At 63.3% G+C, this 26204-nt stretch carries 25 protein-coding genes and 1 tRNA gene; 16 read left to right on the top strand and 10 right to left on the bottom strand.

Going from position 1 to position 26204, the window contains the following annotated elements; genetic code table 11:
- The first annotated feature begins 332 nt into the window (after positions 1–332).
- The 7 genes from ACT6QG_RS02180 (at position 333) to ACT6QG_RS02150 (ending at position 5918) form a co-directional block, all read left to right on the top strand.
- The gene (locus ACT6QG_RS02180; protein ID WP_444975948.1) at positions 333–1532 is read left to right on the top strand and encodes a tyrosine-type recombinase/integrase; all 1200 of its coding nucleotides are present in this window, start codon (positions 333–335) and stop codon (positions 1530–1532) included.
- Positions 1532–2320: a hypothetical protein gene (locus tag ACT6QG_RS02175; RefSeq protein WP_444975947.1), complete on the top strand. Its 789-nt coding sequence runs from the start codon at positions 1532–1534 to the stop codon at positions 2318–2320. The genes ACT6QG_RS02180 and ACT6QG_RS02175 overlap by 1 nt, the downstream gene beginning before the upstream one ends.
- A 150-nt stretch (positions 2321–2470) precedes the next feature.
- A complete protein-coding gene (locus ACT6QG_RS02170) occupies positions 2471–2674 on the top strand; it encodes a helix-turn-helix transcriptional regulator (protein ID WP_444975946.1) in 204 nt (67 codons plus the stop codon).
- Positions 2671–3570, top strand: coding sequence for a DUF7146 domain-containing protein (locus tag ACT6QG_RS02165; RefSeq protein WP_444975945.1), 900 nt, complete (start codon positions 2671–2673; stop codon positions 3568–3570). The genes ACT6QG_RS02170 and ACT6QG_RS02165 overlap by 4 nt, the downstream gene beginning before the upstream one ends.
- The gene (locus tag ACT6QG_RS02160) at positions 3567–5063 is read left to right on the top strand and encodes a YfjI family protein (protein ID WP_444975944.1); all 1497 of its coding nucleotides are present in this window, start codon (positions 3567–3569) and stop codon (positions 5061–5063) included. Before ACT6QG_RS02165 ends, ACT6QG_RS02160 begins: the two co-directional genes overlap by 4 nt.
- Entirely contained in the window at positions 5053–5400 is a 348-nt protein-coding gene (locus ACT6QG_RS02155; RefSeq protein WP_444975943.1) for an LIM domain-containing protein, read from the top strand. Before ACT6QG_RS02160 ends, ACT6QG_RS02155 begins: the two co-directional genes overlap by 11 nt.
- Positions 5397–5918, top strand: a complete 522-nt coding sequence (locus tag ACT6QG_RS02150) for a hypothetical protein (protein ID WP_444975942.1) — start codon at positions 5397–5399, stop codon at positions 5916–5918. The genes ACT6QG_RS02155 and ACT6QG_RS02150 overlap by 4 nt, the downstream gene beginning before the upstream one ends.
- Before the next feature lie 182 nt (positions 5919–6100).
- On the opposite strand, the gene ACT6QG_RS02145 is transcribed toward ACT6QG_RS02150, so the two are convergent.
- Both ACT6QG_RS02145 and ACT6QG_RS02140 read right to left on the bottom strand, forming a co-directional pair.
- Complete coding sequence (locus tag ACT6QG_RS02145) at positions 6101–6412, bottom strand: hypothetical protein (protein WP_444975941.1); 312 nt, start codon at positions 6410–6412, stop codon at positions 6101–6103.
- 45 nt (positions 6413–6457) lie between these two features.
- Positions 6458–6796: a helix-turn-helix domain-containing protein gene (locus ACT6QG_RS02140; RefSeq protein WP_444975940.1), complete on the bottom strand. Its 339-nt coding sequence runs from the start codon at positions 6794–6796 to the stop codon at positions 6458–6460.
- Positions 6797–6819: 23 nt separating this feature from the next.
- Between ACT6QG_RS02140 and ACT6QG_RS02135 the strand changes: the two genes are divergently transcribed.
- Genes ACT6QG_RS02135 through ACT6QG_RS02125 form a run of 3 tightly spaced genes read left to right on the top strand, consistent with a single transcriptional unit; the run spans position 6820 to position 7708 of the window.
- On the top strand, positions 6820–7146 hold the full coding sequence (locus tag ACT6QG_RS02135; protein ID WP_444975939.1) for a hypothetical protein: 327 nt from the start codon (positions 6820–6822) through the stop codon (positions 7144–7146).
- Complete coding sequence (locus ACT6QG_RS02130) at positions 7143–7370, top strand: hypothetical protein (RefSeq protein WP_444975938.1); 228 nt, start codon at positions 7143–7145, stop codon at positions 7368–7370. Before ACT6QG_RS02135 ends, ACT6QG_RS02130 begins: the two co-directional genes overlap by 4 nt.
- Positions 7367–7708 carry a hypothetical protein gene (locus ACT6QG_RS02125; protein ID WP_444975937.1) on the top strand — a complete coding sequence of 114 codons (342 nt, stop codon included), beginning with the start codon at positions 7367–7369 and terminating at the stop codon, positions 7706–7708. The genes ACT6QG_RS02130 and ACT6QG_RS02125 overlap by 4 nt, the downstream gene beginning before the upstream one ends.
- Positions 7709–8585: 877 nt before the next feature.
- On the opposite strand, the gene ACT6QG_RS02120 is transcribed toward ACT6QG_RS02125, so the two are convergent.
- The 6 genes from ACT6QG_RS02120 to ACT6QG_RS02095 form a co-directional block, all read right to left on the bottom strand.
- Positions 8586–8675 (bottom strand) — tRNA-Ser (locus tag ACT6QG_RS02120).
- A gap of 155 nt (positions 8676–8830) precedes the next feature.
- Positions 8831–10237 carry a glutamate decarboxylase gene (gene gad, locus ACT6QG_RS02115; protein WP_444975936.1) on the bottom strand — a complete coding sequence of 469 codons (1407 nt, stop codon included), beginning with the start codon at positions 10235–10237 and terminating at the stop codon, positions 8831–8833.
- 177 nt (positions 10238–10414) lie between these two features.
- Complete coding sequence (locus ACT6QG_RS02110; RefSeq protein ID WP_444975935.1) at positions 10415–11443, bottom strand: esterase-like activity of phytase family protein; 1029 nt, start codon at positions 11441–11443, stop codon at positions 10415–10417.
- A gap of 41 nt (positions 11444–11484) precedes the next feature.
- The gene (cobT, locus tag ACT6QG_RS02105) at positions 11485–13374 is read right to left on the bottom strand and encodes a cobaltochelatase subunit CobT (RefSeq protein ID WP_444975934.1); all 1890 of its coding nucleotides are present in this window, start codon (positions 13372–13374) and stop codon (positions 11485–11487) included.
- Between the two features lie 120 nt (positions 13375–13494).
- Positions 13495–14478 (bottom strand): cobaltochelatase subunit CobS, encoded by a 984-nt coding sequence (gene cobS, locus ACT6QG_RS02100; protein WP_444975933.1) that lies wholly within the window; start codon positions 14476–14478, stop codon positions 13495–13497.
- A gap of 237 nt (positions 14479–14715) precedes the next feature.
- Entirely contained in the window at positions 14716–15336 is a 621-nt protein-coding gene (locus tag ACT6QG_RS02095; protein WP_444975932.1) for a J domain-containing protein, read from the bottom strand.
- 331 nt (positions 15337–15667) lie between these two features.
- Here ACT6QG_RS02095 and ACT6QG_RS02090 point away from each other — a divergent pair, with 331 nt between their 5' ends.
- From ACT6QG_RS02090 to ACT6QG_RS02070, 5 genes are all read left to right on the top strand, one after another.
- Positions 15668–15949, top strand: coding sequence for a BolA family protein (locus tag ACT6QG_RS02090; protein WP_444975960.1), 282 nt, complete (start codon positions 15668–15670; stop codon positions 15947–15949).
- A 53-nt stretch (positions 15950–16002) separates the two neighbouring features.
- On the top strand, positions 16003–16731 hold the full coding sequence (gene queC, locus ACT6QG_RS02085) for a 7-cyano-7-deazaguanine synthase QueC (protein WP_444975959.1): 729 nt from the start codon (positions 16003–16005) through the stop codon (positions 16729–16731).
- Between the two features lie 60 nt (positions 16732–16791).
- Positions 16792–17163: a lysozyme inhibitor LprI family protein gene (locus ACT6QG_RS02080; protein WP_444975931.1), complete on the top strand. Its 372-nt coding sequence runs from the start codon at positions 16792–16794 to the stop codon at positions 17161–17163.
- 155 nt (positions 17164–17318) lie between these two features.
- Complete coding sequence (locus ACT6QG_RS02075) at positions 17319–18020, top strand: pyrimidine 5'-nucleotidase (RefSeq protein WP_444975930.1); 702 nt, start codon at positions 17319–17321, stop codon at positions 18018–18020.
- A 206-nt stretch (positions 18021–18226) separates the two neighbouring features.
- On the top strand, positions 18227–19930 hold the full coding sequence (locus ACT6QG_RS02070; protein ID WP_444975929.1) for an OFA family MFS transporter: 1704 nt from the start codon (positions 18227–18229) through the stop codon (positions 19928–19930).
- A 370-nt stretch (positions 19931–20300) separates the two neighbouring features.
- Here ACT6QG_RS02070 and cydC read toward each other — a convergent pair whose 3' ends face one another.
- Complete coding sequence (cydC, locus tag ACT6QG_RS02065; protein ID WP_444975928.1) at positions 20301–22052, bottom strand: thiol reductant ABC exporter subunit CydC; 1752 nt, start codon at positions 22050–22052, stop codon at positions 20301–20303.
- Positions 22049–23773, bottom strand: a complete 1725-nt coding sequence (cydD, locus tag ACT6QG_RS02060; RefSeq protein ID WP_444975958.1) for a thiol reductant ABC exporter subunit CydD — start codon at positions 23771–23773, stop codon at positions 22049–22051. Before cydD ends, cydC begins: the two co-directional genes overlap by 4 nt.
- A 571-nt stretch (positions 23774–24344) precedes the next feature.
- On the opposite strand from cydD, the gene ACT6QG_RS02055 reads away from it, so the two are divergent.
- Positions 24345–26054: a formate--tetrahydrofolate ligase gene (locus tag ACT6QG_RS02055; RefSeq protein WP_444975927.1), complete on the top strand. Its 1710-nt coding sequence runs from the start codon at positions 24345–24347 to the stop codon at positions 26052–26054.
- Positions 26055–26204 lie beyond the last annotated feature (150 nt).

Genomic DNA, 26204 nt, shown 5'->3' with positions numbered 1-26204 from the left:
CGCCCGCGAACGCATCCGGCTTGAAGGTGGAGGCTATCGCCGCGACCACCTGCGCGCGCTGGCACAGCGCGTCGAGGTCGCAGAGGGCGAGGTTCGTATCATGGGATCGAAGTCCCGTCTGCTACAGACGCTTGTGGCGGGAAGTGGCGTAAACTCAGTGCCCACTCAGGGACTGAAGTGGCGGAGAGGGGGTCTGCCATCCGCCATACTGACATGTTCCGGCTAGTTCCATATACCCCTTGCTATTCCTGACTCTTTCATTTTTATTCGTCCAGAGTGTTCCGCATCTGTTCGGCATGTTCCCGAATATAATGGGGGATAGTATGGGGGGTATGGTGAGCGAGCATCTGACCCGCAGGCCGGAAAAGGCGCTCACTGCGCAGGCAGTGAAAAATGCCACCGCACCCGGCAAGTATTTTGACGGTCACGGCCTCTATCTCCGCATTGATGTGCGGGGTGCGAAGCAATGGGTGCAGCGTATCGTCATTCGCGGCAAGCGGTGCGAGATCGGGCTGGGCAGCGTGTCGCTGGTGACGCTGGCAGAAGCGCGAGCGGCTGCCCTTGATAACCGCAGGCTGGCCCGCAGTGGCGGCGATCCATTGCAGGCAAGGCGGGAAGCACTGGCCGTTCTCACCTTCGCGGAAGCTGCCCGCAAGGTGCATGAGCTGCACAAACCGACATGGAAGAACCCGAAGCACGCGGCCCAGTTCATCACCACACTGGAAACCTATGCCTTCCCCCGGCTGGGCAAGCTGAAGGTGCAGGACATCACCACCGCTGATGTGCTGGCAGCCCTCACGCCCATATGGACCGAGAAGCAGGAAACCGCCCGGCGTGTGCGCCAGCGCATCGGCACAGTGATGAAATGGGCCATTGCGCAGGGATGGCGGCAGGATAACCCAGCGGAAAACATTGGGCAGGCCCTGCCGAAGGTGGCAGCCGAGAAAGAGCACAGGAAGGCGATAGGCCATGACGAGGTTGCGGCCTGCCTCGATACGGTGAAGGCCTCACGCGCCGGGCAGGCCACAAAGCTGGCCATCGAGTTCCTTGTGCTGACCGCTGCCCGTTCTGGTGAGGTACGGGAAGCGCGGTGGGATGAGGTGGATATGGCTGCGAAGGTCTGGGCCATTCCTGCCGAGCGCATGAAGATGAAGCGCCCGCATCGTGTGCCGCTGTCACCCCGCGCCCTGTCCATTCTGGATGCTGCCAAGGGGCTGGATGATGGATCGGGGCTGATCTTTCCCGGCACAAAGCAGAGCCGCCCCCTATCGGACATGACGCTATCGAAGCTGATTAAGGAACTGGGCTTCATCGCCGATGTTCACGGCTTCCGTACCAGTTTCAGGACATGGGCGCAGGAGCGCACCAACTATCCCCGCGAGGTTGCCGAGGCTGCACTAGCGCATCTGTCCGGTGATGCGGTGGAACGGGCCTATGCGCGATCCGATGTGTTCGCGAAGCGCAGGAAAATGATGGAAGCATGGGCAGCCTATCTGGCTGATACACCCGCGAAAGTGGTGAGGATTGGCTAATGTTTCAGGTTGATGGATATGTAAGCCTTTATGAAGTAAAAAGAAAATACAGATTTTCAAATCTGCGTTTTACAGATCAGCGACACATCATGTCGAGATATGAGAGTCATGAGCCGGGTGAAGATAGGCTGCCTTGGGAGCATGATGAGTTCCTTGAAAGCCGGGCATCGAGGTACTGTGAAGGCGCATTCAGCAGTTTCGTTCAAAGCTTGAATTCATTCTTTTTGATAGACCCATCTGGTGATGTAAAGCCTGTAACAAAGGCTATATTTTCAGTTCCGATTGAAGGTCAAAAAAATTATTTATATTTATCAGATAGATTCATGTGCATTGATATTTTGTCTGAACTGGAGGTTGTAAGGGCTGCGAGATTAATTTTGAATAATAGCGGTAGAATTTATTTGAATAAGTCCACTCATACATTCCTATCTAGGCTATCTGATTTAGAGCCTGCACTTAGGAGTATGCTAGACTTCCAAGGTTATTCAGTTTTCATAAGATCAGATGATGCCCCCGATGAGCTTACCATCAGAATGATGCTTGAACTGCCGATGCAAGATGATGATAGTTCAAGTGGTGAAGATAATGATGATTTTCAGGAAGCTATGGGGAGAGGCGGGCGACCGTCGAAACGGCTGGAAATTTTGAAGTCATACAGCGGGATTTTCCCGGATGGGCATGAGGGACGAACATGGAAAGAGGTCGCATCAGCCCTTCGCGCAGACGGAGTTAATGTAAGCGAGGTGACTATCAAGCGCGCCCTTAAGTCGGCTGATGATATTGCATAAGAGTCAAAATCCCGATCAAAACCCGATCAAAAAGCCTGACAAAAACAGCAAAACTAGACGATGGAGTTTTGCTGTTTTTGCACCCATTCCAGCCCTGCACATAATCCGCAATGTTCCGGTTACGTTCACAACGTACAGGGAGTTGCCGATATGGCAGGGGTTGCACAGTTCGCGACGAAACACCTTCGCCGCAAGGCTGTTGAGGAAATCACCGGCCTGAGCCGTTCGACCATTTATGACATGATGGGCAAGGGGCTGTTCCCCCGCCCGGTAAAGCTGACCAGCAAGGTCGTGGGCTGGCCAGAAACCGCCATCGCTGAATGGCTGGCCTCCCGTGCGAAGGTCGCGCAATGAGCGAGGCGCGCCGCATCACCACCGCATTGAAGGGTCGCTGGTACGGGCGCTATGGCGCGGCCTGCTGCCCAGCCCATGCGGACACCCAGCCCAGCCTTACCATTGCAGATGGCCCATCCGGGCGGCTGCTTCTCCACTGCAAGGCCGGTTGCCTGTTCGGGGATGTGCTGGACGCGCTGCGCTGGCAGGGCATTGTGGAAGGCAATGGCCGGATGCCTGAACCGGACCCTGCCGAGATTGCCCGCGCCCATGCCGAGGCAGAACGAAAGGCCGTGAAGCGGGAAAAGCAGGCGCTTCGCCTCTGGAAGGAGGCCCAGCCCATCACCGGCACCCCTGCTGAAACCTATCTGCGGGGCCGTGCTATCACATGCTATCTGCCTGATAGCCTGCGCTATCATCCCTCATGCTGGCACCCTTCCGGCGTGACACTGCCTGTCATGCTGGCGATGGTGGAAGGGGCAGAACGCTTTGCCCTGCACCGCACCTACCTTCGCCCTGATGGCAGTGGGAAGGCCGATGCAGAGCCACGCAAGGCCATGCTGGGCACCACCGCAGGCGGACATGTTGAATTGGCTTTTGCCGATGAAGGCCCGCTGGTAGTGGCGGAAGGCATTGAAACGGCGCTGTCTCTCGCATCCGGGCTGGTGACTGGGCCTGCCACGATATGGGCCGCGCTTTCCACCTCCGGCATGAGTGCGCTGGGCCTGCCACTGGGCAAGCCTCACCGCCTGATTGTCGCAACCGATGGGGATGCACCGGGCAAGGCTGTGGGCAACCTGCTGGCCGAACGGGCGCAGGCCATGGGCTGGGCTGTGAGCCTGCTCCCCGCACCGGATGGGCAGGACTGGAACGACATTCTCACGATGGGCGCGGCGCGGATGGGAGGGGAGGCATGATGGTGGAGCCTATCCCTTTCACGGCACAGGAAGGCCCCCAGCCGCTCTTGCGGGAAATCCCACTTGGCCAGTCCTATCCGGCTGAGGCGCTGGGCGCATTGCAAGAGGCGGTGGTGGCTGTGCATGACATCTCCCAAGCCCCTATAGCGATTGCGGCCCAGTCTGCCTTGTCCGTGGCCAGCCTTGCCGTGCAGGGCTTTGCCAATGTCGAGACGCTGGGAGGCGATGCACCTTGCTCGCTGTTCTGCCTCACCATTGCTGAAAGCGGGGAGCGTAAATCGACCTGTGACCGGCTACTGATGCGCGGCGCACGCGAATATGAGCATGAGCAGGACCGGATCTATAAACCGGCATTGGCTGAATACCTCACCGCGAAAGAGCTATGGGAGGCCAAGCGCAAGCGGCTGATGGGCGAGGTTGCCGGCAAAGACCCGATCAAGGCTATGACTGCCGAGGCTGATATGCGGGCCATGGGGCCGGAACCTGCCGCCCCCCTTCTGCCTGCGCTTCTGGTGCAGGAGCCGACGCTTGAAGGGGTGGTGAAGCTGCTTCTTATCGGGCGGCCTTCCCTCGGCTTGTTCAGTGATGAGGCTGGGGGCTTCATTGGCGGCCACGCGATGGGTGCAGATAACCGGCTGAAAACGATAGCGGGCCTGTCAAAACTATGGGATGGCGACCCTTTCAGCCGCAACCGTGCCGGGGATGGCAACGCGACGCTTTACGGACGGCGGTTTGCTGCGCACCTGATGGCCCAGCCCGTTGCGGCACGGCCCCTGATGGCAGACCCGCAGGCTTCCGGGCAAGGCTTTCTGGCCCGCTTCCTTGTGACCGAACCGCCTTCTGCCATCGGCACACGGTTGCGGCGTGGGCACGCCCCTGAAAGCGAGCGGGCGGTTTCTGCCTTCGCGGCCCGCCTGCGCACCATTCTGGAAACGCCATTGCCGACCGATGAGAACCCCCAGGAACTGGCCCCGGTGCGCCTGCCCCTATCAAAGGGGGCAAAAGAGTTGTTGTGGCGCTTTTATACGGCGGCAGAAGCGGCACAGGGACCGGGCGGACCTATGGAGCATGTGAAGCCCTATGCCTCCAAATCAGCCGAACAGGCGTGCCGCATCGCTGGCGTTCTGTCCCTGTGGGAAAATCTGGATGTGCGGGAGGTGACACCCGAGGCCATGGGCTGGGGCGTGACGCTGGCGCAATTCTATCTGGATGAGGCCCGCAGGCTGGCAGATGCAGGGGCCGTGTCAGAAGGAACCGCGAAGGCCGAAGCCCTGCGCAAATGGCTTCTGGAAAGCTGGCCTCATGATGAGGTGGCAACATCTGAAATCCTGACGATGGGGCCGAATGCACTGAGGGAACGGGCGAAGCTGAATGAGCCATTAGCGGCTTTGGTAAAGGCGGGCTGGCTTATTCTCCTGCCTGCCGGAACCATGGTGCGCGGTAAAGCCCGCAGGGAAGCCTATCGGATCGTGAGGCCCGGCCATGTTGCTTGATGTAAAAGCCGCGCTGGCAGAAATCCTGAATGATGAGGCTGCTAACGCTAATCCCGCTAATGTCGCTAATCGGAGGGGTGAAACACGGGCAAATTCGCAGAATTTGCGGATTAGCACGCAGCAACCCCCGAAACCAGAAATGCCACAGGCCGCCAAGCCCGCCCCATCCGGCGCGGTGGTGATCCACCTTGCACGCGGGCCGGGCCTGCCAACGCACCCCGCCACCTGTGCCGGATGCGGCAAGGCTGACTGGAAGGTTGCCATGCGCACGGCAGATGGCCGGACATGGCATGTCTCATGCTGGAAGGCGGAACGGATCGAGGGGGCTAGCAAATGATAGCAGGCGATAGCACGGTGAAGCTGATACAGGCCAACGCCCGCGTGCCGGAAGATAGCCGCCCGGTGCTGCTGAAAGCCGCTGCCCTGATGCGGGCCGATCCTTCCTTCACGGTGAAGCTGGAAACCTTCCTGAGCGGTGGTGCCGGTGATGGGCCAGAACCGTCATGGCAGGCAGATATGGCCGCCCGTATCGAGGCGCTGGAAGCGGTGGTGCTGAAGAACACGGCCCCTGCCTCAAATACCGGGAAATCCGGCAATAAGCCCGCCACCACCGTGCACCAGAACTGCCCGGATACCCTGCCCATGTTCGCGGATAGCCCGGCAACCGACTGGCAGGCCCGTGCAGCGGCCATCACCCTTTCCACTGGTGAGGGCAAGGGCCGGAAGCTGACGGCGGAGGGTGAAGCCCTGTTCCGTGAAATGATGGATGCCGGGGAAAGTGCGCCCCTGATAGCCCGCACACTGGGCATGGCCCCGCAGTCGGTTCACTACCGGCTCATGAAGATGAAGGGGTGATTGCCACCATGGCAATGCTCCAACATTCTCCAACAGGCAAAGGGCGTCAGTTCAACCGACACCCTTGCCCCCTGACAGGGGCCTGACAAAACGGGCGCTGATTTAGGGGCAGCGGGGCCTAAAATAGGCCCGGGTAGACCCCGAGCCGAGCCATCTACCGCTTTGCATTCATAAGAAAGACGTCAATCATCACTGCCCATCTTAGAAAGATGGTGCCTTAATGAATCTGGATCCTCTTCGGAGTAGCCGTGTAAAACCAGACCGACCATATAAGCTGTAGCAAACTCATTTGCATCGCACCAAGACTTCTCCGCCAATTGGCGCACCCAGTGCCATCCGTCATTTTCTTCCATAAGTCGTTTCTTATCGATGAAATAAGTTCCATCCAAACATTCAATGCCTCTGTCCGTCACTGCCCATTGCTTTCCACGCCACCAAATATCGCCAAGCGCTTCTCCACGCACGAACACTTCTGTCTCGTCGATAGCGATCATTTAAGTCTCCATGTCCCTTAAGTCCCGCCTCATTCACTCGCAGCCTCAATTATGCGAGAAGCTTTCTCCTGATGAGGACGGTGGCTTTTTTTTAAGTCTCACACCCGGCCCCTCACCATTCTCCGGCACGAAGATCACGCCTGCGGTTTCAAGAGCCTGAACGATTTTTAAGACAGTATCGGCCCGGCCACCTATTGGACCATCGACTGATTCCAGCCGCGCGATTGTTGGCTCTGACACCCCAGACGCTGCCGCCAAATCACTTTGAGACCATGCGAGCATTGCTCGAGCCGCTTTAACCTGCCGAACGGATATCACGGGAACCTCATTGATAGAATTTCTATTGACCGCCTCATGATGGCTGATTAATAGTTTTTCTATCATTAACGCGCTCTCGGAGCAATTCAATGCCGAACACACCCGTTCCGGCAGCCGCCACCGGCTTGCCTGATACCCACCACCACAGCCACGATCCGCGCTTCTGGATGCTGATGGCCTATTCCGAATGGCTGTTCATGGAGCGCCGCCTGCTGTGCCACGAACTGGGCATAGATGAACGCTTCATCCCCCGCACCGAGGCGAACCTGTTCCATTTCCCGCATGGGAGGGATTGGCAGGACATTGCCCAGCCTTCCGGGCGCGCTACCGGGATCATGTCCTTCGCGGGCGTGCGCATCGATCAGGTGCGCCAATGGGCCGAACAGGAAGCCAAGGCATGGGAGGGCGCGCGATGAAAGCGGCCAATCCGCTGGTACGCGCCAGCCTGATGGAACTTGAAGCCCCCATCCGCAACGTGCAGTGCGCCGCATGGCTGGCTGGAACGCTTGCCGCCGGAGAGCTGGCCGATATCAGCGATGAATGGCGGGACAAGCTCATGAAGTGGGCCATCACGAAGGCATGGCAGGCGGCTGATGAGCTTGAGGACGCATGGCTTGAAGAACTGGAGGACGTGAAATGACAGACTTTCCGAATGGATGGGCGCGGGTGCTGGCTGGCGTCGCCATTATGGGGCGCGATCTGGCAGAGCGAGACTATGGCGAAGTGCAGGTGGGTTACTACGACCCGCCGAAAAACCCGGATGAGATTGCGGAATATGCTGATGGATATGAGGCGTGCAAGGCCGCTGTATACACGGCTATCGTGCGGGCCAGCGAGCCCGAGGCGGCGCACATGGTCGGCGTGGCCTGTGCCAGTTATCGCCTTATCAGTTCACGGGCATATGGCTTCGCCCCGCCATCGGAAGTGGTTGGGGACAAGCCCGGCAATGTCGTGCCGATCAAGGGTGGCCGCGCATGATAACCCGGCTTCTCATGGCCCGGTGGCGGCTATGGCGCTGGCGCTTCCTCTGGCTGGTGGCTGATGTTTCCAGCCGGCTGGCTTCCCGGTTCGCGGATCTGTCCGAATGGGCCATGCGCCGGGCACGCTCCATTTGATCTGCCCTGCGGTGGTGAGGTGTGGGCGTCATGCCCATGCCAGCCACCCAGCCGGGGGGTGGTTCCAAACTTTCTGCGGCTGCGCATGGGACCGGTGGGGGAGGTTCGCGCGCACTGCGGCTCAAATGGGATTAAAACCGGCCCGGCAAAAATGTCCTGAATTATGCACGGGCAGGAAAGTGCCGACCCCACCGGTCCCGGCCCCTGATGCCCTACACTTTCCGATACCCCCTCCCATGCCCCCAGTAGCGCGCCCGCCACTAGGGAGGCGATAGGCTGTGAAGGCTTGTTCGCGGTCACATGCGCGCGTTGGGCCTGCGAACCTGCCTGCAAACTGCCGCCGGTTGCTGTTCCGCTCGCCAATTTTTTCTGGCCTGTAGCCGCGAGAATTGACCCCCTATGCGGTCCGACCCCCAGCCCATGCCATCTTTAACCCGCACCCCATACCCCCTGATACAGGGACCGTTCATGCGGTGGTGCCCAGCCATACGCGAGCGCAGCCCCGGATAATGGGCAGGCACAGCTTCTGAAAAACCGATCTTGCTATCCCGCTTTGCCGCGCTGTGCACTGGGCCGCATCACCACCGCGAGTCGTGGAAGCCCAAATGGCCGGGGACAATGTGCCGGGATATTCCGCCCATATCCGCCCCCTTCCCGAACATAATGGGGGATGCAGTGGGGGATATGGAAAATCACCGTCGCGAATTTCGATTTAATTCCAACGACTTAATGGGGTTGAATGGCGGAGAGGGGGGGATTCGAACCCCCGATGGGCTTGCACCCATGCCGCATTTCGAGTGCGGTGCATTCAACCACTCTGCCACCTCTCCAGAAAGGGCGGGTCGAGAGAATCGACCATGTGGTTCTGCGCTTCTAGCGGAGCTGAGGCCGCTCCACAAGTCATAGCATGTGGACAGCGCCACAGTTTTCTTCTTCGGCAGTGGGGAGCAGCCCCGGCAGGTGTGTGTGCCGGGGCTGAAGGGGATCAGTTGTGGTTGAAGCCGCTGGCCTCAGAGGCCGTCAGCGGGTTGGCCACGGGGTGCTTCTCGAAATGCGCAAGGGCGCGCTTCAGGTCTTCCAGCAGCAGGCTGGCGAGGTCATGGGTCACGCCATGGCGCACCAGAATGCGCTGGATGACCAGATCCTCCCGATGGGCGGGCATGGAATAGGCAGGCACCTGCCAGCCCCGGCTGCGCAGCCGGTCTGCCAGATCATAAAGCGTGTAGCCGCCAATGGCCGCATTGTCCTTCAGCTTCCAGGCAAGGGCGGGAATGCCGGCCTTGCGGTCTCCGCTGAAAAGCATCTCGAACGGGCCGAGCTTCGCGATCTTTTCGGCCAGATATTCCGCCGTATCATAGCAACCGCCCTGCACCTCGGCATAACCTTCGCGGCCAAGGCGCAGGAAATTATAGTATTGCGCGATGATCTGTCCGCCGGGGCGGGAGAAGTTCAGTGCGAATGTGGGCATATTGCCGCCCAGATAGTTCACATTGAACACCAGTTCTTCCGGCAGGTCTTCCGCCTCGCGCCAGACAACCCAGCCCACGCCCAGCGGGGCAAGGCCGAACTTGTGGCCGGAGGAATTGATGGATTTCACGCGCGGCAGGCGGAAGTCCCATTCCAGATCGGGCGCGCAGAAGGGGGCGAGAAAGCCGCCGGAGGCGCCATCGACATGGATGGGAATATCAAGGCCGGTTTCCTGCTGCAGCCGGTCGAGCGCATCATGCACCTCCTTGACCGGCTCATACTGGCAGGTGAAGGTGACGCCGAGGGTGGGCACCACGCCAATGGTGTTTTCATCCACCCGCTTGAGCACTTCTTCAGCATTCATGATGAGGCGATCTCCCTCCAGCGGGATTTCGCGCAGCTCGACATCAAAATAGCGGGCAAACTTGTGCCAGCAGATCTGCACAGGGCCACAGATGAGGTTGGGCTTGTCTGTGGGCTTTCCGGCGGCCTGCCGCTTCTTGCGCCAGCGCCACTTCAGCGCCAGCCCGCCCAGCATGGCGGCCTCCGAGGAGCCGGTGGTGGAGCAGCCCAGCGTGGTGAGGGGGGCGGGGGAGTTCCACAGGTCCGCCAGCATGCGCACGCAGCGTTCCTCGATCGCGGCGGTCTGGGGGTATTCGTCCTTGTCGATCATGTTCTTGTCGATCGACAGGTCCATCAGCTCGCGGATTTCATCCTCGACCCAGGTCTGGCAGAAGGTGGCCAGGTTCTGGCGGGAGTTTCCGTCCAGCATCAGTTCATCGCGCACGGCCGCAAAGATGTGGCGCGGGTCGCGGGCATGTTTGGGAAAATGGTGCTTGGGCAGGCTGTGGCGTAGTTCCGGCGAGGCGTAAATATCGTCGCGCTCATCACCGTGCTGGTTCTTGCCAGATGTCTTGTGAGTCAAACGAAGCTCTCCTCTGAGCGGGATTTGCCATGATCCGGGCCTGACCATAGCATTACATTGTGCGCCATACTCTTGATTCTGCTGTGTCCGTGCGAAAATATCGCGGTGCAAGATCTTGCCCGGAACGGCGGGGGCCGATGGCGTCTCGCCGCAGATGAGCGGAACGGGCTGCGCGCCTCAGGGCGTCTCGACTGCGAAACGCAGCAGCAATGTGCGCTGGAGGCCGCTGAAATTGTCATCGGAGACGAGGGTCAGCAGCGTGCGTCCATCCGCGGCCGTGGTGGCGCTGATCCCTTCCATATTGTCGATTTCGTAGCGATAGCTGAATGTGCCCAGAACCTCGCCGGACAGGATCGCGCCGGGGCGGATGTCTGCCAGCGCAAAGCGGCGGATCTGCATTTTCACCCCGGTGAACCACGAGAAATGGCGCTCCAGCAGATAGAACGTCCCGTCCGGGGCGAGGGTGGTGTCCGTGGCATTGAAGCCGCCGCTTGTGCGGATGGTGAAGCGCCCCGGCCTTGGCCCGCCGATAATGAAGCCCGGCAGGTCCTCGCCCTCCTTCAGGCCCGCTTCGCCAATGCCGAGAAGAGCGCCCCTGAGCGGGCCATTGGGGACATGAACGAGGGTTTCCAGTCCCCGGTTGCGCCGCAGCTTGCGCACATCCGGCGGGACGGGGACACGCTGGCCATTGCGGCCCATGGGCGGGCGGGGATAGCGCCAGATTTCATTGATGGTTTCGAGGCCGACATAGGCGGCATCCGGCGAAAGGGTCAGGGATTCCGCATCGCGTCGCCCGCGCTTTGCAAGGGGCCGGCCCTTGTCATCCAGCAGGGCGGCGATCCTGACATTGGACAGGCCGACGGGGCGCTCACCCTCCACCTCCAGCGTGCCGGAGAGCATGGCGCCGGCATCTGTCACCGCCAGAAAGCTGTTGTCATCCTGCGAGAGCACAAAGCCGGAGAGGCCACCAAAGGCCGGTTCGGGGGATTTCAGCACCAGCCCGCCCAGAAATGTGAGGGGGCCAAAGCGTGTCTCGTCACTGCCCGGCAGAAAGGCGGTGATGGGCGAGGCATATACCGCGATGGCGCGGGGGCGGACAGGCGGGACGGGAGGCTTTGCCTGCGCGGCGGAAACCATCGCCATGTCCACAGGCAGGCCAGCGCCCGCACCGCACCAGAGCCCCAGCCCGAGAGCCAGGGCCCGCATTGTGCGCCAGCGGCCTTTGCCCCTGCCCGTCATGGCCGGGGTCAGTGCCCCCGCCGGCCGCGCTGGGATTGCCTGTTCGTATCCTCGAACAGCTCCGCCAGTTTCTCGGTCATCACCCCGCCCAGCTCCTCGGCATCCACGATGGTGACGGCGCGGCGATAATAGCGGGTGACATCATGGCCGATGCCGACGGCGATCAGCTCCACCGGCGAGCGGGTCTCGATCTGCGCGATGATGTGGCGCAGATGCCGTTCCAGATAATTGCCGGGGTTCACGGAGAGGGTGGAGTCATCCACCGGCGCGCCGTCTGAAATCATCATCAGGATGCGGCGGGACTCGGTGCGCGCCAGCAGGCGCTTGTGCGCCCAGTCCAGCGCCTCGCCATCAATGTTTTCCTTCAGCAGCCCCTCGCGCATCATCAGGCCCAGAGAGCGCCGCGCGCGCCGCCATGGCGCATCGGCGGCCTTGTAGATGATGTGGCGCAGGTCATTCAGCCGGCCGGGATTGGGCGGCTTGCCATCGGCCAGCCATGCCTCGCGGGATTGGCCGCCCTTCCAGGCGCGGGTGGTGAAGCCGAGCACCTCGACCTTCACGCCGCAGCGCTCCAGCGTGCGGGCCAGAATATCGGCGCAGGTGGCGGCAACGGTGATGGGGCGCCCGCGCATGGAGCCGGAATTGTCGATCAGCAGCGTCACCACCGTGTCGCGGAAATCGGTGTCGCGCTCGCGCTTGAAGGAGAGCGAGGCGGTCGGGTCGGTCACCACGCGGGAGAGGCGGGCAGGGTCCAGCACGCCTTCTTCCAGATCGAACTCCCAGGCCCGGTTCTGCTGGGCCAGAAGGCGGCGCTGCAGGCGGTTGGCCAGACGCGCGACGACGCCCTGAAGGTGGGAGAGCTGCTTGTCGAGATGGGCGCGCAGGCGGGTCAGTTCCTCGGTGTCGCACAGCTCCTCGGCATGCACCTCCTCATCGAAACGGGTGGTGTAGGCATGATATTCCGGCCCGCGCATGTCCTGCATGGTCGGGGGGCGCTGGTGCATCGCCTCACCCGGCTCGTCGAGGTCGGCGGCCTCCTCGCCATCGGGGGGCGTGTCAGCGGGGGCGCTGTCGCTCTCCATTTCGCCATCGGGCAGGTCCTCGTCGGAAAGCTCGCTCTCCGCATCGGTGGCGGTGGGCTGCTCCTCGCTCTCCTGGGTCTGGCTGTCCTCGCCGCCCTGCTCGTCTTCCCCGCCGTCCTTTTCCTCGGTGCCTTCCTGCTGGTCGTCGGAGCTGCCGCCCTCCTCGCCCATGTCGAGCGCGGTGAGGATGTCGCGGGTGAGCTGGCTGAAGGCCTGCTGGTTGTCCACATTCTGCGTCAGCCGGGCGAGGGTGTCGCCCGCACGGCTTTCCACATAGTCGCGCCACAGCTCCACCACCCGGTGGGCCTCGCGCGGCGGGGCCTCGCCGGTCAGCCGCTCGCGCACCAGCAGGGCGATGGCCTCCTCGATCGGGGCCTCCGAGCGTTCCGAGATATTGGCGTAATTGCCGCGGCGATACCGCTCATGGAGCATCGCCTTCAGATTGGTGCGCGTCCCCGGCAGGCGGTTGGCGCCAATGGCCTCCACGCGGGTCTGTTCCACCGCCTCGAAAATGGCGCGGGCCTGTTCCCCGCCGGGTTGCATGCGCTTGTGCAGCCGGCTGTCATGGCAGGCCTGCCGCAGGGCGAGGGAGTCAGCATGCCCGCGAATGATGGCGGCATCCTGCGGGGTCACCCGGCGCGGCGGTTCCGGCAGGCGCACCCGGCCGGGAATGAGGCCCGGACGCTCCGCACCGAAGGTCACCTCGAACTCGCTGACACCGGCAATCGCCTTGAAGCAGCCGGCGAGCGCCCGCTTGAAGGGCTCGGAAGGGGCTTCTGCCTGCGGTTTGCCAGGGGTGCGGTTGGTGGGGGCCATGATGGGCCTCTTCAGATCTGCGCGCAGCTTCCCGGTGCGGCGCGGGCCGGGGGAACCCCGCGCCGGAACAGGCTGGCGCGGGTCTCATGGTGATGGGCGGGCACAAGCCGCGCCGGAGCCTCAGGAGAGGGAGAGGTTCACCGTGCTCTCGGCCAGTTCCTTGCCGAAGCAGCGCTGATAGAATTCCGCAACGAGCGGACGCTCCAGCTCATCACACTTGTTGAGGAAGGTGACGCGCAGGGCAAAGGCCAGATCTCCGAAGATCTCGGCATTCTCGGCCCAGGTGATGACCGTGCGCGGGCTCATCACGGTGGACAGGTCGCCATTGATGAAGGCCTGGCGGGTCATGTCGGCCAGGCGCACCATGCGGCCCACCGTGTCGCGGCCCTCATCATTCTGGAAGTGCCGGGCCTTGGCCAGGATGATGCCGACCTCATGGTCATGCGGCAGATAGTTGAGCGTGGTGACGATGGACCAGCGGTCCATCTGCGCCTGGTTGATCTGCTGCGTGCCGTGATACAGGCCGGTGGTGTCGCCAAGGCCGATGGTGTTGGCGGTGGCGAACAGGCGGAAGGAGGGGTGCGGGCGCAGCACGCGGCTCTGGTCCAGCAGGGTGAGCCGGCCGGAGGATTCCAGAACGCGCTGGATGACGAACATCACATCCGGGCGGCCGGCGTCATATTCGTCAAACACAAGGGCGATATTGTTCTGGTAGGCCCAGGGCAGGATGCCATCACGGAACTCGGTGACCTGCACGCCGTCCTTCACGACGATCGCATCCTTGCCGATGAGATCGATACGCGAGATGTGGCTGTCGAGGTTCACGCGCACGCACGGCCAGTTGAGGCGCGCGGCCACCTGCTCGATATGGGTCGACTTGCCGGTGCCGTGATAGCCGTTCACCATCACCCGGCGATTGCGCGCAAAGCCGGCCAGAATGGCCATGGTGGTGGGCTTGTCGAACAGATAGTCCGGGTCAAGGTCGGGCACGTGCTCGTTAGGCTCGGAGTAGGCCGGCACCTGCATGTCCAGGTCGATGCCGAAGGTCTCGCGCACCGAAAGGGTCACGTCAGGGGTGGGGGCCAGGGTCTCGGTGCCGCTCATAACTCCTCCGCGGACGCGCGCGGCGTCCCTTTGTTCCAGATCACGATCTGCCATATTGCCCGCAATGATGGCGCAACAGGCGGGAAAAATCGCCCTCTGACTTCATGATGAGAGACGGACTGTTCATCCGGCTGGGCGCGGTGCGTCCAGCCCGAAGGCAACCGGCTCTGGTTGGAACCCCCTGATGCATCTGCTGTCCAGAATGCGGCAAAGGGTCCGTTTGGTGGGGCAGGCGGGTCAGCACAGACCCGCCTGTTTCAGCGTGGTGTAAGCCTGGATGACGCTGCGCAGCCGGTCCTCGGAGGAGCGGTCTCCTCCATTGACGTCCGGATGGTGCAGTTTCACCAGTTCCTTGTATCGGGCCTTGATGTCGTCCGCGGTGACGGAAATGTCGAGTCCCATCACCTCGAAGGCCTGTCGCTCGGCATTGCGGATGCCACGCTGGCGCGCGGGGGATTCCGTGCGCGGCTTGCGGAAGCCGGTGCCCATCTCGTCGCCGAACCCGAAGGGGTCATGCACATCCGCCTCGGCCCGGCTGTCGGCCATGTCATCCTCGCGGGTGCCGCGCCGCGCGCCCATGCGCCATGTGGGCCGGTGCCCGGTCAGCGCATCCTTCTGATAGGCGTGGACGGCATCATCGCTCATGCCCGCGAAATAGTTGTAGGACTGGTTGTACTGCTTCACATGGTCCACACAGTACTGCCAGTATTGTCCCTCCATGTTCCGGCCCTTCGGGGCGCGATGCGTCGCCGGCGCGGTGCAGCCGGGCCATTGGCAGCAGGTTTCCGCCGGCCGGCGCGCGCGGTCTTCACCGGGTTTGACGCGAATGCGATCGAAGAGTGGAGAGTCCAGTTTCATGGTACACGGATTATGGGCCCGGCGGTCCTTCGCGGCAAGGTGAGGGACCACATGGCGGGCATGTTACGGGCGAGAGATGGACAAGGGGTGGACGATCCTGGGGCTGGCGCGGACGGGTGCTCCGGAGGCAGGCCTGCCGGCCTGAAGACATCCTTCCGCGTCGCCCCTTTATAAGACGTTTGGCGGGTGTGCGCCAAGGACCACGAGGGGGGATTATATCCACTGTTGCACTGTACGGGCCCGACATTTCCCGATTACCCCTTTTCCCGCCCCTTTTCCCGGCCTTAAATGGGCCATCCCCCAAGCCTCCAGTACCAGACAGGTGGATATGATGTCCGATGCAGCCCTTGCCCCGATCCGCGCCGTTCTTGAAGCGGGTTTGCGGCCCCTTGTGCTGGTTGTGGAGGATGAGAGCCACCTGCATGCCGGCCATGCCGGCGCGCGCGGGCGCAGTGACGGGGGAATCACGCACATGCGTGTGCGGGTGGTCTCCGAGCTGTTCGCCGGCAAGAACCGGGTGGAGCGTCACCGGCTGGTGAATGCGCTGTTGCAGGATGAGATAGAGCGTGGCCTGCACGCCCTTGCGATCGAGGCAAAGGCTCCCGGCGAATGACGATCTATCGCGACTCACAGGGAAGCCGCCTTGCCCGGCGGGCTGAATTTGCAATGAAGGACGATGAAACCGCCGTGGATGGCGCGCTGGTGCTCTTTTCCGGCGGGCAGGATTCCACCACATGCCTTGCCTATGCGCTGGACCGGTTTCGCCGGGTGGAGACGCTGGGCTTTCATTATGGCCAGCGTCACGACATCGAGATGGACTGCCGGCCCCGCGTGCGCGAGGCGATAGCTCAGCTGCGTCCCGGCTGGGGCGCGCGGCTGGGGGAGGATCACCTCATCACCCTTGAGGCGCTCGGGCAGATCTCGGAGACCTCGCTCACCCGCTCCACCGCCATACAGATGGAAAAGGGCGGCCTGCCCAACACATTCGTGCCGGGGCGCAACCTCATCTTCCTGACCTTTGCCGCTGCGCTGGCCTATCGGCGCGGGCTGCGCCACATCATTGGCGGCATGTGCGAGACCGATTTTTCCGGCTATCCCGATTGCCGCGATGACAGCGTGAAGGCCATGCAGGTGGCGCTCAATCTGGGCATGGACACCAATTTCGTGCTGCATACGCCGCTGATGTGGATCGACAAGGCGCAGACCTGGCGGCTGGCGCAGTCCCTGGGTGGCCCCCGGCTGGTGGATGTCATCATCGAGCACACCCACACCTGTTATCTGGGCGAGCGGGGAGAGAGACATGAGTGGGGCTATGGTTGCGGGAAATGCCCGGCCTGCCTGCTGCGTGCGGAGGGCTATCGGGGTTTCCATAGCGGCCTCGATTCAGCCGGCTGAGAGCGCATGAGGGGGCGCGCGGGCCTACCTGTTGCGGGGCGCCGGGGCTCTGCCCCGCGCATGCCATTGTGGCGCGGCTTTTTCCGCGGCCTGACCCGGCTGCTGCCCTGCGCCTGCCTGCTGGCTTTCGGTGCTGGGGCAGGGCAGGCGGCGAGTTTCGACTGCGCCGCCGCCAGCCGCGCCGATGAGCAGGCCATCTGCGCCACGCCCGGCCTGAATGATCAGGATGTGCGGATGGCGACCCTCTATGAGGTGCTCTCCCATCTTCTGGGCATGGGCGCGCGTGGTGCCTTGCACGATGAGCAGCAGGACTGGCTCAGGACGCGGGCGGCCTGCGGGGCGGATGTCGCCTGCCTGAACGGGGCTTATGCGCGGCGCATCGCCACCCTTGAACAGGGGCTGAAGGCGATATACAGCCGGGGGCCTTATTGACCTTGCATCCTGTGATCCTCACATGTGTGCGGCATGGGGGCATTGTCCATTCAGGTCCGGATGAGACGCAGCTTCGCGCGGGCCGCCACCGGCGCGCATGAAGGCAGGCGTTTTCCGGCCGTTTCAGCACGCCGGCAGGGCGTGGAGAGGTGATTATGGGGGCGATGGCCTCACGCGGTTTCGACCATATCGACACCTGGGTGTTTGACCTCGACAACACGCTCTATCCCGCCCATCACGATCTGTGGCAGCAGATCGACATGCGGATGAAGGGCTATATCTCCGCCCTGCTGGGCATTGCGCCGGAAGATGCCTTCGTCATCCAGAAGGACTATTACCGCCGCTATGGCACTTCCCTGCGCGGCCTGATGATCGAGCACGGCATCGATGCCGATGCCTTTCTCGATCATGTGCATGATGTCGATCTGTCCACGCTGGATCAGGAACCGCGGCTGGCGCAGATGATCGATGCCTTGCCCGGGCGCAAGCTGGTCTACACCAATGGCTCGGAGCGGCATGCCCGCAATGTGCTGGCCCGTCTGGGCATGGAGGGGCAGTTCGATGCGGTGCATGATATCGTCGCCGGCGCCTTCCATCCCAAGCCCACGGCCGAGGCCTATCAGCGCTTTCTTGCCTCCCACGAGGTGAATGCCGGGCGTGCGGCGATGTTCGAGGATCTGGCCCGCAATCTTGAGGTGCCGCACGAGCTGGGCATGGTCACCGTGCTCGTCACCGCGCCGGGTGAGGGCGAGGCGGTGCGGGAAAGCTGGGAACTGGAAGGGCGCGAAGCCCGTTATGTGGACCATGTGACCACGGATCTGACCGCTTTTCTGGAGCAGCTTCACCTGCAACGCTGAGCGCGTGTTGCGACATTCTGTCCATATCCGCATCGCGATCTGCGGGCGGATATGGACAATTTGTCCCTGTCTGCCAGCGTCAATTGTGGCGAAATCTTGCATTCATGCGCCTTTCCGGACTGTGGCCCCTCCCTTGCAATGGAAGAAGGCCAGCACCCCGGCTCGCACCGGATGACGTGCCATAAAAAGAACAGTCAGGAGGAAGCATGTCCCTCGCCACCGTAGCCCCACCCCCGTTTCTGAGCCGTGAGCGCACCATCGCCAGGCCGGGCTTCAGCCGCTGGCTGGTGCCGCCGGCTGCCCTCGCCATCCATCTGTGCATTGGCATGGCTTATGGTTTCAGCGTGTTCTGGCTGCCGCTCTCGCGCGCTGTCGGCATCACCGCCGCGGTTGCATGCCCGGCGGATATGGGCTTCTTCGCCTCCCTCTTCGCCACGGATTGCGACTGGCAGATCTCCCAGCTCGGCTGGATGTACACCCTGTTCTTCGTGCTGCTGGGGTCCTCGGCGGCGCTGTGGGGTGGCTGGCTGGAACATGCCGGCCCGCGCAAGGCCGGCCTTGTCTCCGCCTTCTGCTGGTGCGGTGGCCTCGTCATCTCCGCCATCGGCGTCTATTTCCACCAGATCTGGATGCTGTGGATCGGCTCCGGCGTGATTGGCGGCATCGGTCTGGGGCTTGGCTATATCTCGCCGGTCTCCACCCTCATCAAATGGTTCCCGGACAAGCGCGGCATGGCCACCGGCATGGCCATCATGGGCTTTGGCGGTGGTGCGATGATCGGCGCGCCGCTGGCAGACATCCTGATGCGCTATTTCGCGACCCCCACGGATGTCGGCGTGTGGCAGACCTTCCTTGTGATGGCCGCCATCTATTTCGTTTTCATGGTGGCCGGTGCGCTCACCTATCGCGTGCCGGCGGAAGGCTGGCTGCCGGCCGGCTGGACCCCGCCCCCGCCCAGCGCCAACGCCATGGTCACCCATCGCCATGTACATCTGTCGAAGGCGTGGAAGACCCCGCAGTTCGCCCTGCTGTGGCTGGTGCTCTGCCTGAACGTGACAGCGGGCATCGGCGTTCTGGGTGTGGCCTCGCCCATGCTGCAGGAAGTGTTCGGCGGCCGCTTGCTCGGTCTCGACCTGACCTTCAGCCAGCTGGATGCCGCCCAGACGGCGCAGATCGCCGCCATCGCCGCCGGCTTCACAGGCCTGCTCAGCCTCTGCAATATCGGTGGCCGCTTCTTCTGGGCCTCCTTCTCCGACAAGCTCGGGCGCAAGATGACCTATGCCGTCTTCTTCGTGCTGGGCTTCATTCTCTATGCCACCGTGCCGACCGCCGCCTCCATGGGCTCGGTTGTGCTGTTCGTGCTGGCCTTCTGCATCATCCTGTCGATGTATGGCGGCGGCTTTGCGACCATTCCGGCCTATCTGGCAGACCTGTTCGGCACCCATATGGTGGGCGCGATCCATGGCCGCCTGCTCACCGCATGGGCGACAGCCGGCGTGCTGGGGCCGGTCTTGGTGAACTATATCCGCGAATACCAGATTGCCTCCGGTGTGGCGCGCGCGGATTCCTATAACCAGACCATGTACATCATGGCAGGGCTTCTGGTTCTGGGCTTCATCTGCAACCTTCTGGTGCGCCCCGTGGCCGAGAAGCTTTTCATGACCGATGAAGAGCTGAAGAAGGCCGGCAAGCAGGTGAAGGAGGAGGATGAGGTCATCGCGGACTTCGAGGATGTCGAGGAGGAGGGCAAGGATGGCCCCATTCCCGGCACCCCCTACCGGCCCGGTGCTACAGCCGAAACCGCGACGACCCCGTCTGTCGTCATTGCCTTTGCCTGGCTGGTGGTGGGTGTGCCGCTGCTGTGGGGCGTGTGGATCACCCTGCAGAAGACGGTTCTGCTGTTCCAGTGAGCCGGAGCTGAAAGACAATGGACTGGAGAAGGCCGGGTGCTTGTGCGCCCGGCCTTTTTCATGTCCTGAACCCTTCCGGGCGGGATGCGGCATATGGGCAGGGAGGCCACGTTTTTGCCCGCAGGCCGGGCGGCGGAAGGCCGGCGGGCAGAAAGCGAGTGGCCAGCAGGCAAGCCGGAGGGTGGATGGTGGCAGGCAGGAGGGGGGGCAGGGCCCGGGCAGGCAGGGGCGATACAAAGGGCGGGTGGTGAATCGCCTCTCCCCGGTCGCAGATGGGTGCGGCCGGCTTCTCCATGCAACAGGGCACAAAAAAGCCGGCCCGCATCTTGTCTCCAGGGGAGGATAGATGCGGGCCGGCCTGATGACTGGCTCAGAGGCCGGAAAGGTCGGGCGCGCCCGGCTCCAGATCCCGGGCCGGGAGAGGCCGGTTCATATAGCGCATCATCTGCGCGGGAGCGCCGCGTGCAACGATGTGGCCATCCTCGATCAGCACCACCTCGTCCATCTGCTCAAGGCCGGCCGGGCGATGGGTGATGAGCAGAAGCGCGCGTGAGCCGGTATCGGCCAGAATCGCATCCAGAACCCGTCTTTCATTGTCCGCATCCAGCCCCTCGGTCGGTTCGTCGAGGATGAGGACCGGGGCATCCTTCAGCAGCACCCGGGCAAGGCCGAGACGGCGGGCCTCGCCACCGGAGATCTTCGCCCCGTGCACGCCCACAAAGGTCTCGAACCCCTCCGGCTGCGCCTGGATGAAGGACAGGATACCGGCGCGGGCGCAAGCATCCTCCAGCTTTTCCTGTGTGGCATCCGGGTCCGCCATCAGCAGATTGTGGCGGATGGTGGCGGAGAAGAGATGGTCATGCTGGGTCAGCACGGCCATGCGCGGGCGCAGGGCATCCGGGTCATAACCGGCGACGGATGCGCCGGCATAGCTGATCTCGCCCCCATCCGGCGCGCGGAAGCGCAGGGCCAGCGAGACGATGGAGGATTTGCCCGAACCGCTGGGGCCGATGAGGCCGATGCGCTTGCCCGGTTCCAGGGCAAGGTCCACACCGCTCAGGGCGGGGCGGTCCGCGCCGGGATAGCTGAATCCGGTCTGGCTGAAGACCAGAGCCCCGCTTTCCGGCACCGGCTTGGGATCAGCAGGCACGGGCACGGGAACCGGACGCTCCACCAGCGAGAAGATGCGCCGGGCGGAGGCCAGCGTGCCAGGCAGGGTCTGGCAGGCCAGCGGCAGGGGGGCCACGGCCTCGAACAGCGCAAGCACCATCAGCGCCAGCATGGGCAGGTCCGGCCCCGGCAATGTGCCGGCCAGCACGCGCGGCGCACCCAGAACCAGCACCACCACCAGCATCACCTGTGCCGCCAGCCCCACGCCGGCAATGGCAAAGCCGCCGAGGCTGGCCAGCCGGCTTTCATCGTCCATCATCACATCGGAGGTGTGATCGACAGCGCGGCGGTGGCGGTGATCCGGGTCATAGATGTCCAGCTCGGCCCGCGCCTCGATATGGTCGACCAGCAAAGCGTTCAGCTCGGCCGAGCGGGCGGTGACCCGCCGGGAGGCATCCGCGCCGAGGCGGTGGACGAGCACGGGCAGGCCGATGCCGGCGATGAGTGCTGCAATGACCAGTGCAATCGCGATGGCGCCATCATAGAGCGCCACCACCGCCACACCGGTAACGAGCACCAGAAGGCCGGAGAAGGCCGGGGAGAGAATGCGCAGGAAGGCGAATTCCAGCCGGTCGATATCGGTCTTCAGCCGGGCGAGGAGATCTCCGCTGCGCTGGTCCTCCAGCGCGGCGGGGGCCAGCGGGGTCAGGCGGTTGAAGAACCATGGGCGCAGGCTGGCGACGAATTTCAGGGTGGCCTCATGGCCCACCACCCGTTCGATATAGCGCCCCACCGTGCGGGCAATGGCAAAGCCGCGGATCATCGCGCCGGGGGTGAAATAATCGATCAGTACCCCCGCCATGCCGGCCGCCGCCATGGCGGTGATGAACCAGCCGGAGGTGGCCAGCAGCGCCACATGCGCCATGGTGGCAAGGGCGGATACGATGACCGCCAGCGCCATCCACCACATCTGGGGGCGCATGAGCGACAGAAGACGCAGGAAGTCCTTCATTGCGCGTCCTCCCAGTCCGGCGTTGCGCCTGTGCGCACAAGGTCGGCATAAAGGCCGCCCTGCGCCATCAGGCTCTCATGGTCTCCGCTTTCGACAATCCGGCCGCCCTTGAGCACCATGATGCGGTCTGCATGCACGATGCCCGCCAGCCGGTGGGCGGCGGTGAGGCCGGTGCGGCCCGGCAGGAGGCGTTCCAGGGCATCATGAATCTGTGCCGCGCTCTCATGGTCGAGATGGGCGGTGGGTTCATCCAGCACGATCATCGCGGCATCGCGGTAGAAGGCGCGGGCAACGGCAAGGCGATGCGCCTCACCACCCGAAAGGCCGGAGCCGCCTTCACCCACACGCCCCTCAAACCCGCCGGGCAGGCGCGCGACGACATCGCTCAGATGCGCCTGCCGCACCGCATGCTCCAGCCGCACGGGAACCGGGTGTTCATCGCCCGGCGCGATATTGGTGGCCAGCGTGCCGACAATGAGGCGCGGGCGCTGGGGCACATAGCCGATCCGCGCCCGCCATTGGCGGATGTCCAGTTCGCTCAGCGGCACGCCATTCACCAGCACGCGCCCGGAGCTGGGCTTTACAAAGCCCATGACCAGATTGAGCAGGGAGGACTTGCCTGCCCCCGAGGGGCCGACAAGGGCGAAATTCTGGCCCGCCGGAACCGTGAAGCTGATGCCGTTCAGCGCCGTGCGTCCATCCGGGAAGGTGAGGTGCACATCCTCGAATGTGATCTCGATGGCATCGGGCGAGGGCAGGGGCGTTGTGCCGCCGGCCTCGGCCAGTTGTGGCGCATCTTCCAGAACCACCATGCGCTCTGCCGCGCCGATGGCCTCCATGCGGGCATGATAGGCGGTGCCCATGGCGCGCAGCGGGGCATAGAATTCCGGGGCCAGCAGCAGGATGAACAGGCCATCGAAATAGCTCATCTCCCCCCACAGGAGGCGGAAGCCGATGAACACCGCCACCATGGCGATGGCGACGGAGGAGAAGAATTCCAGCACCATGGAGGAGAGAAAGGCGATGCGCAGCACCGCCATCGTGTCCCGGCGATAGCCGTCGGCGGCGCTGGCCACTTCGCGCGCCATGCGTCCGGCCGCATTGAACACCTTGAGCGTGGCCAGCCCCTGCACCGCATCCAGCAGATGCCCGGCCATGCGGGTGCGCCGGCGCCACTGCTTCTGGTTCATCGCCTCGGCCCCCTTGCCGATGACGATCATGAAGATGGGGATGAGCGGGGCGGTGACGAGAAAGGTGACGCCCGAAATCCAGTCCAGCGGGAAGACCACGACGAGAATGGCGACAGGCAGAACCACCGCCAGAACCGATGCGGGAATATAGCGCGAATAATAGGGCTCCACCGCCCGCACGCCCTCGGCCAGCGCGGTCACGGTTTCGCCGGTGCGGGTTTCGGCCATGCCGACAGGGCCGATCTTCTCGACCCGGTCGATCAAATCATTGCGCATGGCGCGCATCACCCGCGCGGCGGCGGCAAAGCCGAAACGCTCGGTTGCCCAGGCGGAGCCGAAGCGCAGGACAATGATGGCCACCAGCGCGCCAATCTCCGGCCCGTGGGCGGAAAGCGGCTGCTGCTGGAAAATCACGCCATTGAGAATGCGCGCGACCAGAAAGGCCTGCACGATGATGAAAAGGCCTGTCACCACGGAGAAGATCATGGTCATGCGCAGGTCACGCCGCGCAGATCCGCGGAAGCGGGACAGGAAGGCCGACAGGCGCTTGCGATCGGGCCTCTGATCGGGCTCACGGTCGGTGGTGATGACGTTCTCTCCCGCAATCAGGCGAGGGTGCGGGTGCCGTTTGCACCCGGTGGCCTCGTCACATTCATTCTGGAATTCAGGACGATGGATGGCATGACTGTCCGGGAGAGGGCGTCTGCTTCGCCCGGACATCAAGCGCAATATCATATGTTCCGCGTTTCTACACTGCGATCAATGGCCCCCATATTGCAGATCCGGACACAATGAGGGGTCTCCTGCCAAAGTTGTGCACCATGCGCCTGTGATTCAGGGCCTGGCTCACCCTCGGGGCGCGCTTTTCCTCCCGCATGGCGTGCTGTCGCGAATCGGAACAGGGGGCAATGGGGGAGGATGAGGCGATGGCTGCCTCAACCTCCCCGTGCCATGCCGCATGAGCATGCCTTTGCGTGGCAGGAGTGGCACTTTGCATAACTGGCGGGCTTCCCTTGCCCGCTCTGCCCTTCTAAAGCCTCTGCGTGTGAGGCGCAGAGTCGCGCGGTCAGCCGCCGCGTCCGCGCCAGAGGGGATGAGCCGCATGAACCAGAAGACTGCCCGACCGATCGATCCGAATTCCGATGTGGCCATTGCGGCGCGCGTGACGCCCCGGCCCATCGAGGAGGTGGCGGCGCGGCTTTCCATTCCCGCCCAGGCGCTGTATCGCCATGGCCCGCACAAGGCCAAGCTGGCGCTGGAATTTACCGCGGGGCTGGAAGCGGAAGGCGCGCAGAAGAAGCGCGGCAAGCTCATTCTGGTCACGGCCATCAGCCCAACGCCCGCCGGCGAGGGCAAGACCACAACCACCATCGGCCTTGGTGACGCGCTCACCCGCCTTGGCGCGCGCACGGCCATCGCCCTGCGCGAGCCCTCCCTCGGCCCGGTCTTCGGCGCAAAGGGTGGCGCGACGGGAGGGGGCCATGCGCAGGTCATTCCCATGCAGGACATCAACCTGCATCTGACCGGGGATCTGCACGCCATCACTGCCGCGCACAATCTGCTCTCGGCGCTGATCGACAATCACATTCACTGGGGCAACAGGCTGGATCTGGATGCCCGGCGCATCAGCTGGCGGCGGGTGATGGACCTGAATGACCGTGCGCTGCGCTCGGTCACGGTGGGGCTTGGCGGCCCGGCCAACGGCTTCCCGCGCGAGGATGGCTTCGACATCACGGTGGCAAGCGAGGTGATGGCGATTTTCTGTCTGGCGGAAAATCTGGCCGATCTTGAAGCCCGCCTCTCGCGCATGGTGATTGGCCAGACGCGCAGCCGCCGCATGGTGCAGGCGCATGAGCTGGAAGGCATCGGCTCCATGGTGGCGCTGCTGCGCGATGCGTTCCAGCCCAATATCGTCCAGACCCTGGAAGGCACGCCCGCATTGGTGCATGGCGGCCCGTTTGCCAATATCGCCCATGGCTGCAACAGCGTTGTCGCCACGAAGAGTGCGCTGGCGCTGGCCGATTATGTGGTGACGGAAGCCGGCTTTGGCGCGGATCTGGGCGCCGAGAAGTTCCTCGATATCAAGTGCCGCCAGGCTGGCCTTGCGCCTGATGCGGTGGTGGTTGTGGCCACCATCCGGGCGCTGAAGATGCATGGCGGCGTGGGCGTGAAGGATCTGGGTCCGGAGAATGTGACGGCGGTGCTGGAAGGCACCGGCAATCTGCGCCGGCATGTGGAGAATATGGGCAAGTTCGGCCTGCCCGTCGTGGTGGCGCTCAACCGCTTCACATCCGATACCGATGCGGAGGTGGAAGCCGTGCGGGCCGAGATGGCACGTCTTGGTGTCGAGGTCGAGCTGTGCAATCACTGGGCGGAAGGTGGCGCGGGGGCTGAAACCCTGGCCCGCAAGGTGATGGCCCTGACCGATGCCCCCTCCAGCTTCCATCCGCTCTATGGGGATGAGATGCCGCTGGCCGGGAAGATCGAGACCATCGCCCGGGAGATCTATCATGCCGGGCGGGTGGATTTCTCCACCACTGCGCTCAACAAGCTGCGCGATTATGAGGCCGAGGGCTTTGGCCATCTGCCGGTGTGCATCGCCAAGACGCAATATTCCTTCTCCGCAGACCCCAAGGCCCGCAATGCGCCGGAAGGCCATGTGCTGCCGGTGCGCGATGTGCGCCTTTCCGCCGGCGCAGGGTTCGTGGTGGTGCTGACAGGCGATATCATGACCATGCCGGGCCTGCCCTCGGTGCCGGCCGCGCACAATATCTTCGTGACCCCGGACGGGTTCATCGGCGGGCTGAGCTGAAGGCGGCAGGGTCCGCTTTCAGCCATCCCCTGCATGTTCCGCACGCCGCCGCTTTCCGTGACGGTGTGCGGGCCTGCCGCCATTCTCCTGAGCGCGAGCGCCTGCCCGCGGCACGGGTGTGAGATGCCCGCGTTCTGCCCTATCCGCGCG

Source organism: Haloleucobacter ellipsoideus, assembly GCF_052491725.1.
Note: the sequence above shows the minus strand (reverse complement) of the source record. Positions and strands in the feature narration are given on the sequence as shown.

Excerpts from the sequence above, each read along its gene's own strand:
- ACT6QG_RS02160 (WP_444975944.1), top strand. The coding sequence starts at position 3,567 with ATGATGGTGGAGCCTATCCCTTTCACGGCACAGGAAGGCCCCCAGCCG.
- ACT6QG_RS02145 (WP_444975941.1), bottom strand. The coding sequence starts at position 6,412 with ATGATCGCTATCGACGAGACAGAAGTGTTCGTGCGTGGAGAAGCGCTT.
- ACT6QG_RS02170 (WP_444975946.1), top strand. The coding sequence starts at position 2,471 with ATGGCAGGGGTTGCACAGTTCGCGACGAAACACCTTCGCCGCAAGGCT.
- ACT6QG_RS02070 (WP_444975929.1), top strand. The coding sequence starts at position 18,227 with ATGTCCCTCGCCACCGTAGCCCCACCCCCGTTTCTGAGCCGTGAGCGC.
- ACT6QG_RS02125 (WP_444975937.1), top strand. The coding sequence starts at position 7,367 with ATGACAGACTTTCCGAATGGATGGGCGCGGGTGCTGGCTGGCGTCGCC.
- ACT6QG_RS02095 (WP_444975932.1), bottom strand. The coding sequence starts at position 15,336 with ATGAAACTGGACTCTCCACTCTTCGATCGCATTCGCGTCAAACCCGGT.
- cobS (WP_444975933.1), bottom strand. The coding sequence starts at position 14,478 with ATGAGCGGCACCGAGACCCTGGCCCCCACCCCTGACGTGACCCTTTCG.
- ACT6QG_RS02090 (WP_444975960.1), top strand. The coding sequence starts at position 15,668 with ATGTCCGATGCAGCCCTTGCCCCGATCCGCGCCGTTCTTGAAGCGGGT.
- ACT6QG_RS02175 (WP_444975947.1), top strand. The coding sequence starts at position 1,532 with ATGTTTCAGGTTGATGGATATGTAAGCCTTTATGAAGTAAAAAGAAAA.
- queC (WP_444975959.1), top strand. The coding sequence starts at position 16,003 with ATGAAGGACGATGAAACCGCCGTGGATGGCGCGCTGGTGCTCTTTTCC.
- ACT6QG_RS02140 (WP_444975940.1), bottom strand. The coding sequence starts at position 6,796 with ATGATAGAAAAACTATTAATCAGCCATCATGAGGCGGTCAATAGAAAT.
- cydC (WP_444975928.1), bottom strand. The coding sequence starts at position 22,052 with ATGAAGGACTTCCTGCGTCTTCTGTCGCTCATGCGCCCCCAGATGTGG.
- ACT6QG_RS02165 (WP_444975945.1), top strand. The coding sequence starts at position 2,671 with ATGAGCGAGGCGCGCCGCATCACCACCGCATTGAAGGGTCGCTGGTAC.
- ACT6QG_RS02150 (WP_444975942.1), top strand. The coding sequence starts at position 5,397 with ATGATAGCAGGCGATAGCACGGTGAAGCTGATACAGGCCAACGCCCGC.
- ACT6QG_RS02155 (WP_444975943.1), top strand. The coding sequence starts at position 5,053 with ATGTTGCTTGATGTAAAAGCCGCGCTGGCAGAAATCCTGAATGATGAG.
- cobT (WP_444975934.1), bottom strand. The coding sequence starts at position 13,374 with ATGGCCCCCACCAACCGCACCCCTGGCAAACCGCAGGCAGAAGCCCCT.
- ACT6QG_RS02110 (WP_444975935.1), bottom strand. The coding sequence starts at position 11,443 with ATGCGGGCCCTGGCTCTCGGGCTGGGGCTCTGGTGCGGTGCGGGCGCT.
- ACT6QG_RS02130 (WP_444975938.1), top strand. The coding sequence starts at position 7,143 with ATGAAAGCGGCCAATCCGCTGGTACGCGCCAGCCTGATGGAACTTGAA.
- ACT6QG_RS02055 (WP_444975927.1), top strand. The coding sequence starts at position 24,345 with ATGAACCAGAAGACTGCCCGACCGATCGATCCGAATTCCGATGTGGCC.
- ACT6QG_RS02075 (WP_444975930.1), top strand. The coding sequence starts at position 17,319 with ATGGGGGCGATGGCCTCACGCGGTTTCGACCATATCGACACCTGGGTG.
- ACT6QG_RS02180 (WP_444975948.1), top strand. The coding sequence starts at position 333 with ATGGTGAGCGAGCATCTGACCCGCAGGCCGGAAAAGGCGCTCACTGCG.
- ACT6QG_RS02135 (WP_444975939.1), top strand. The coding sequence starts at position 6,820 with ATGCCGAACACACCCGTTCCGGCAGCCGCCACCGGCTTGCCTGATACC.
- ACT6QG_RS02080 (WP_444975931.1), top strand. The coding sequence starts at position 16,792 with ATGCCATTGTGGCGCGGCTTTTTCCGCGGCCTGACCCGGCTGCTGCCC.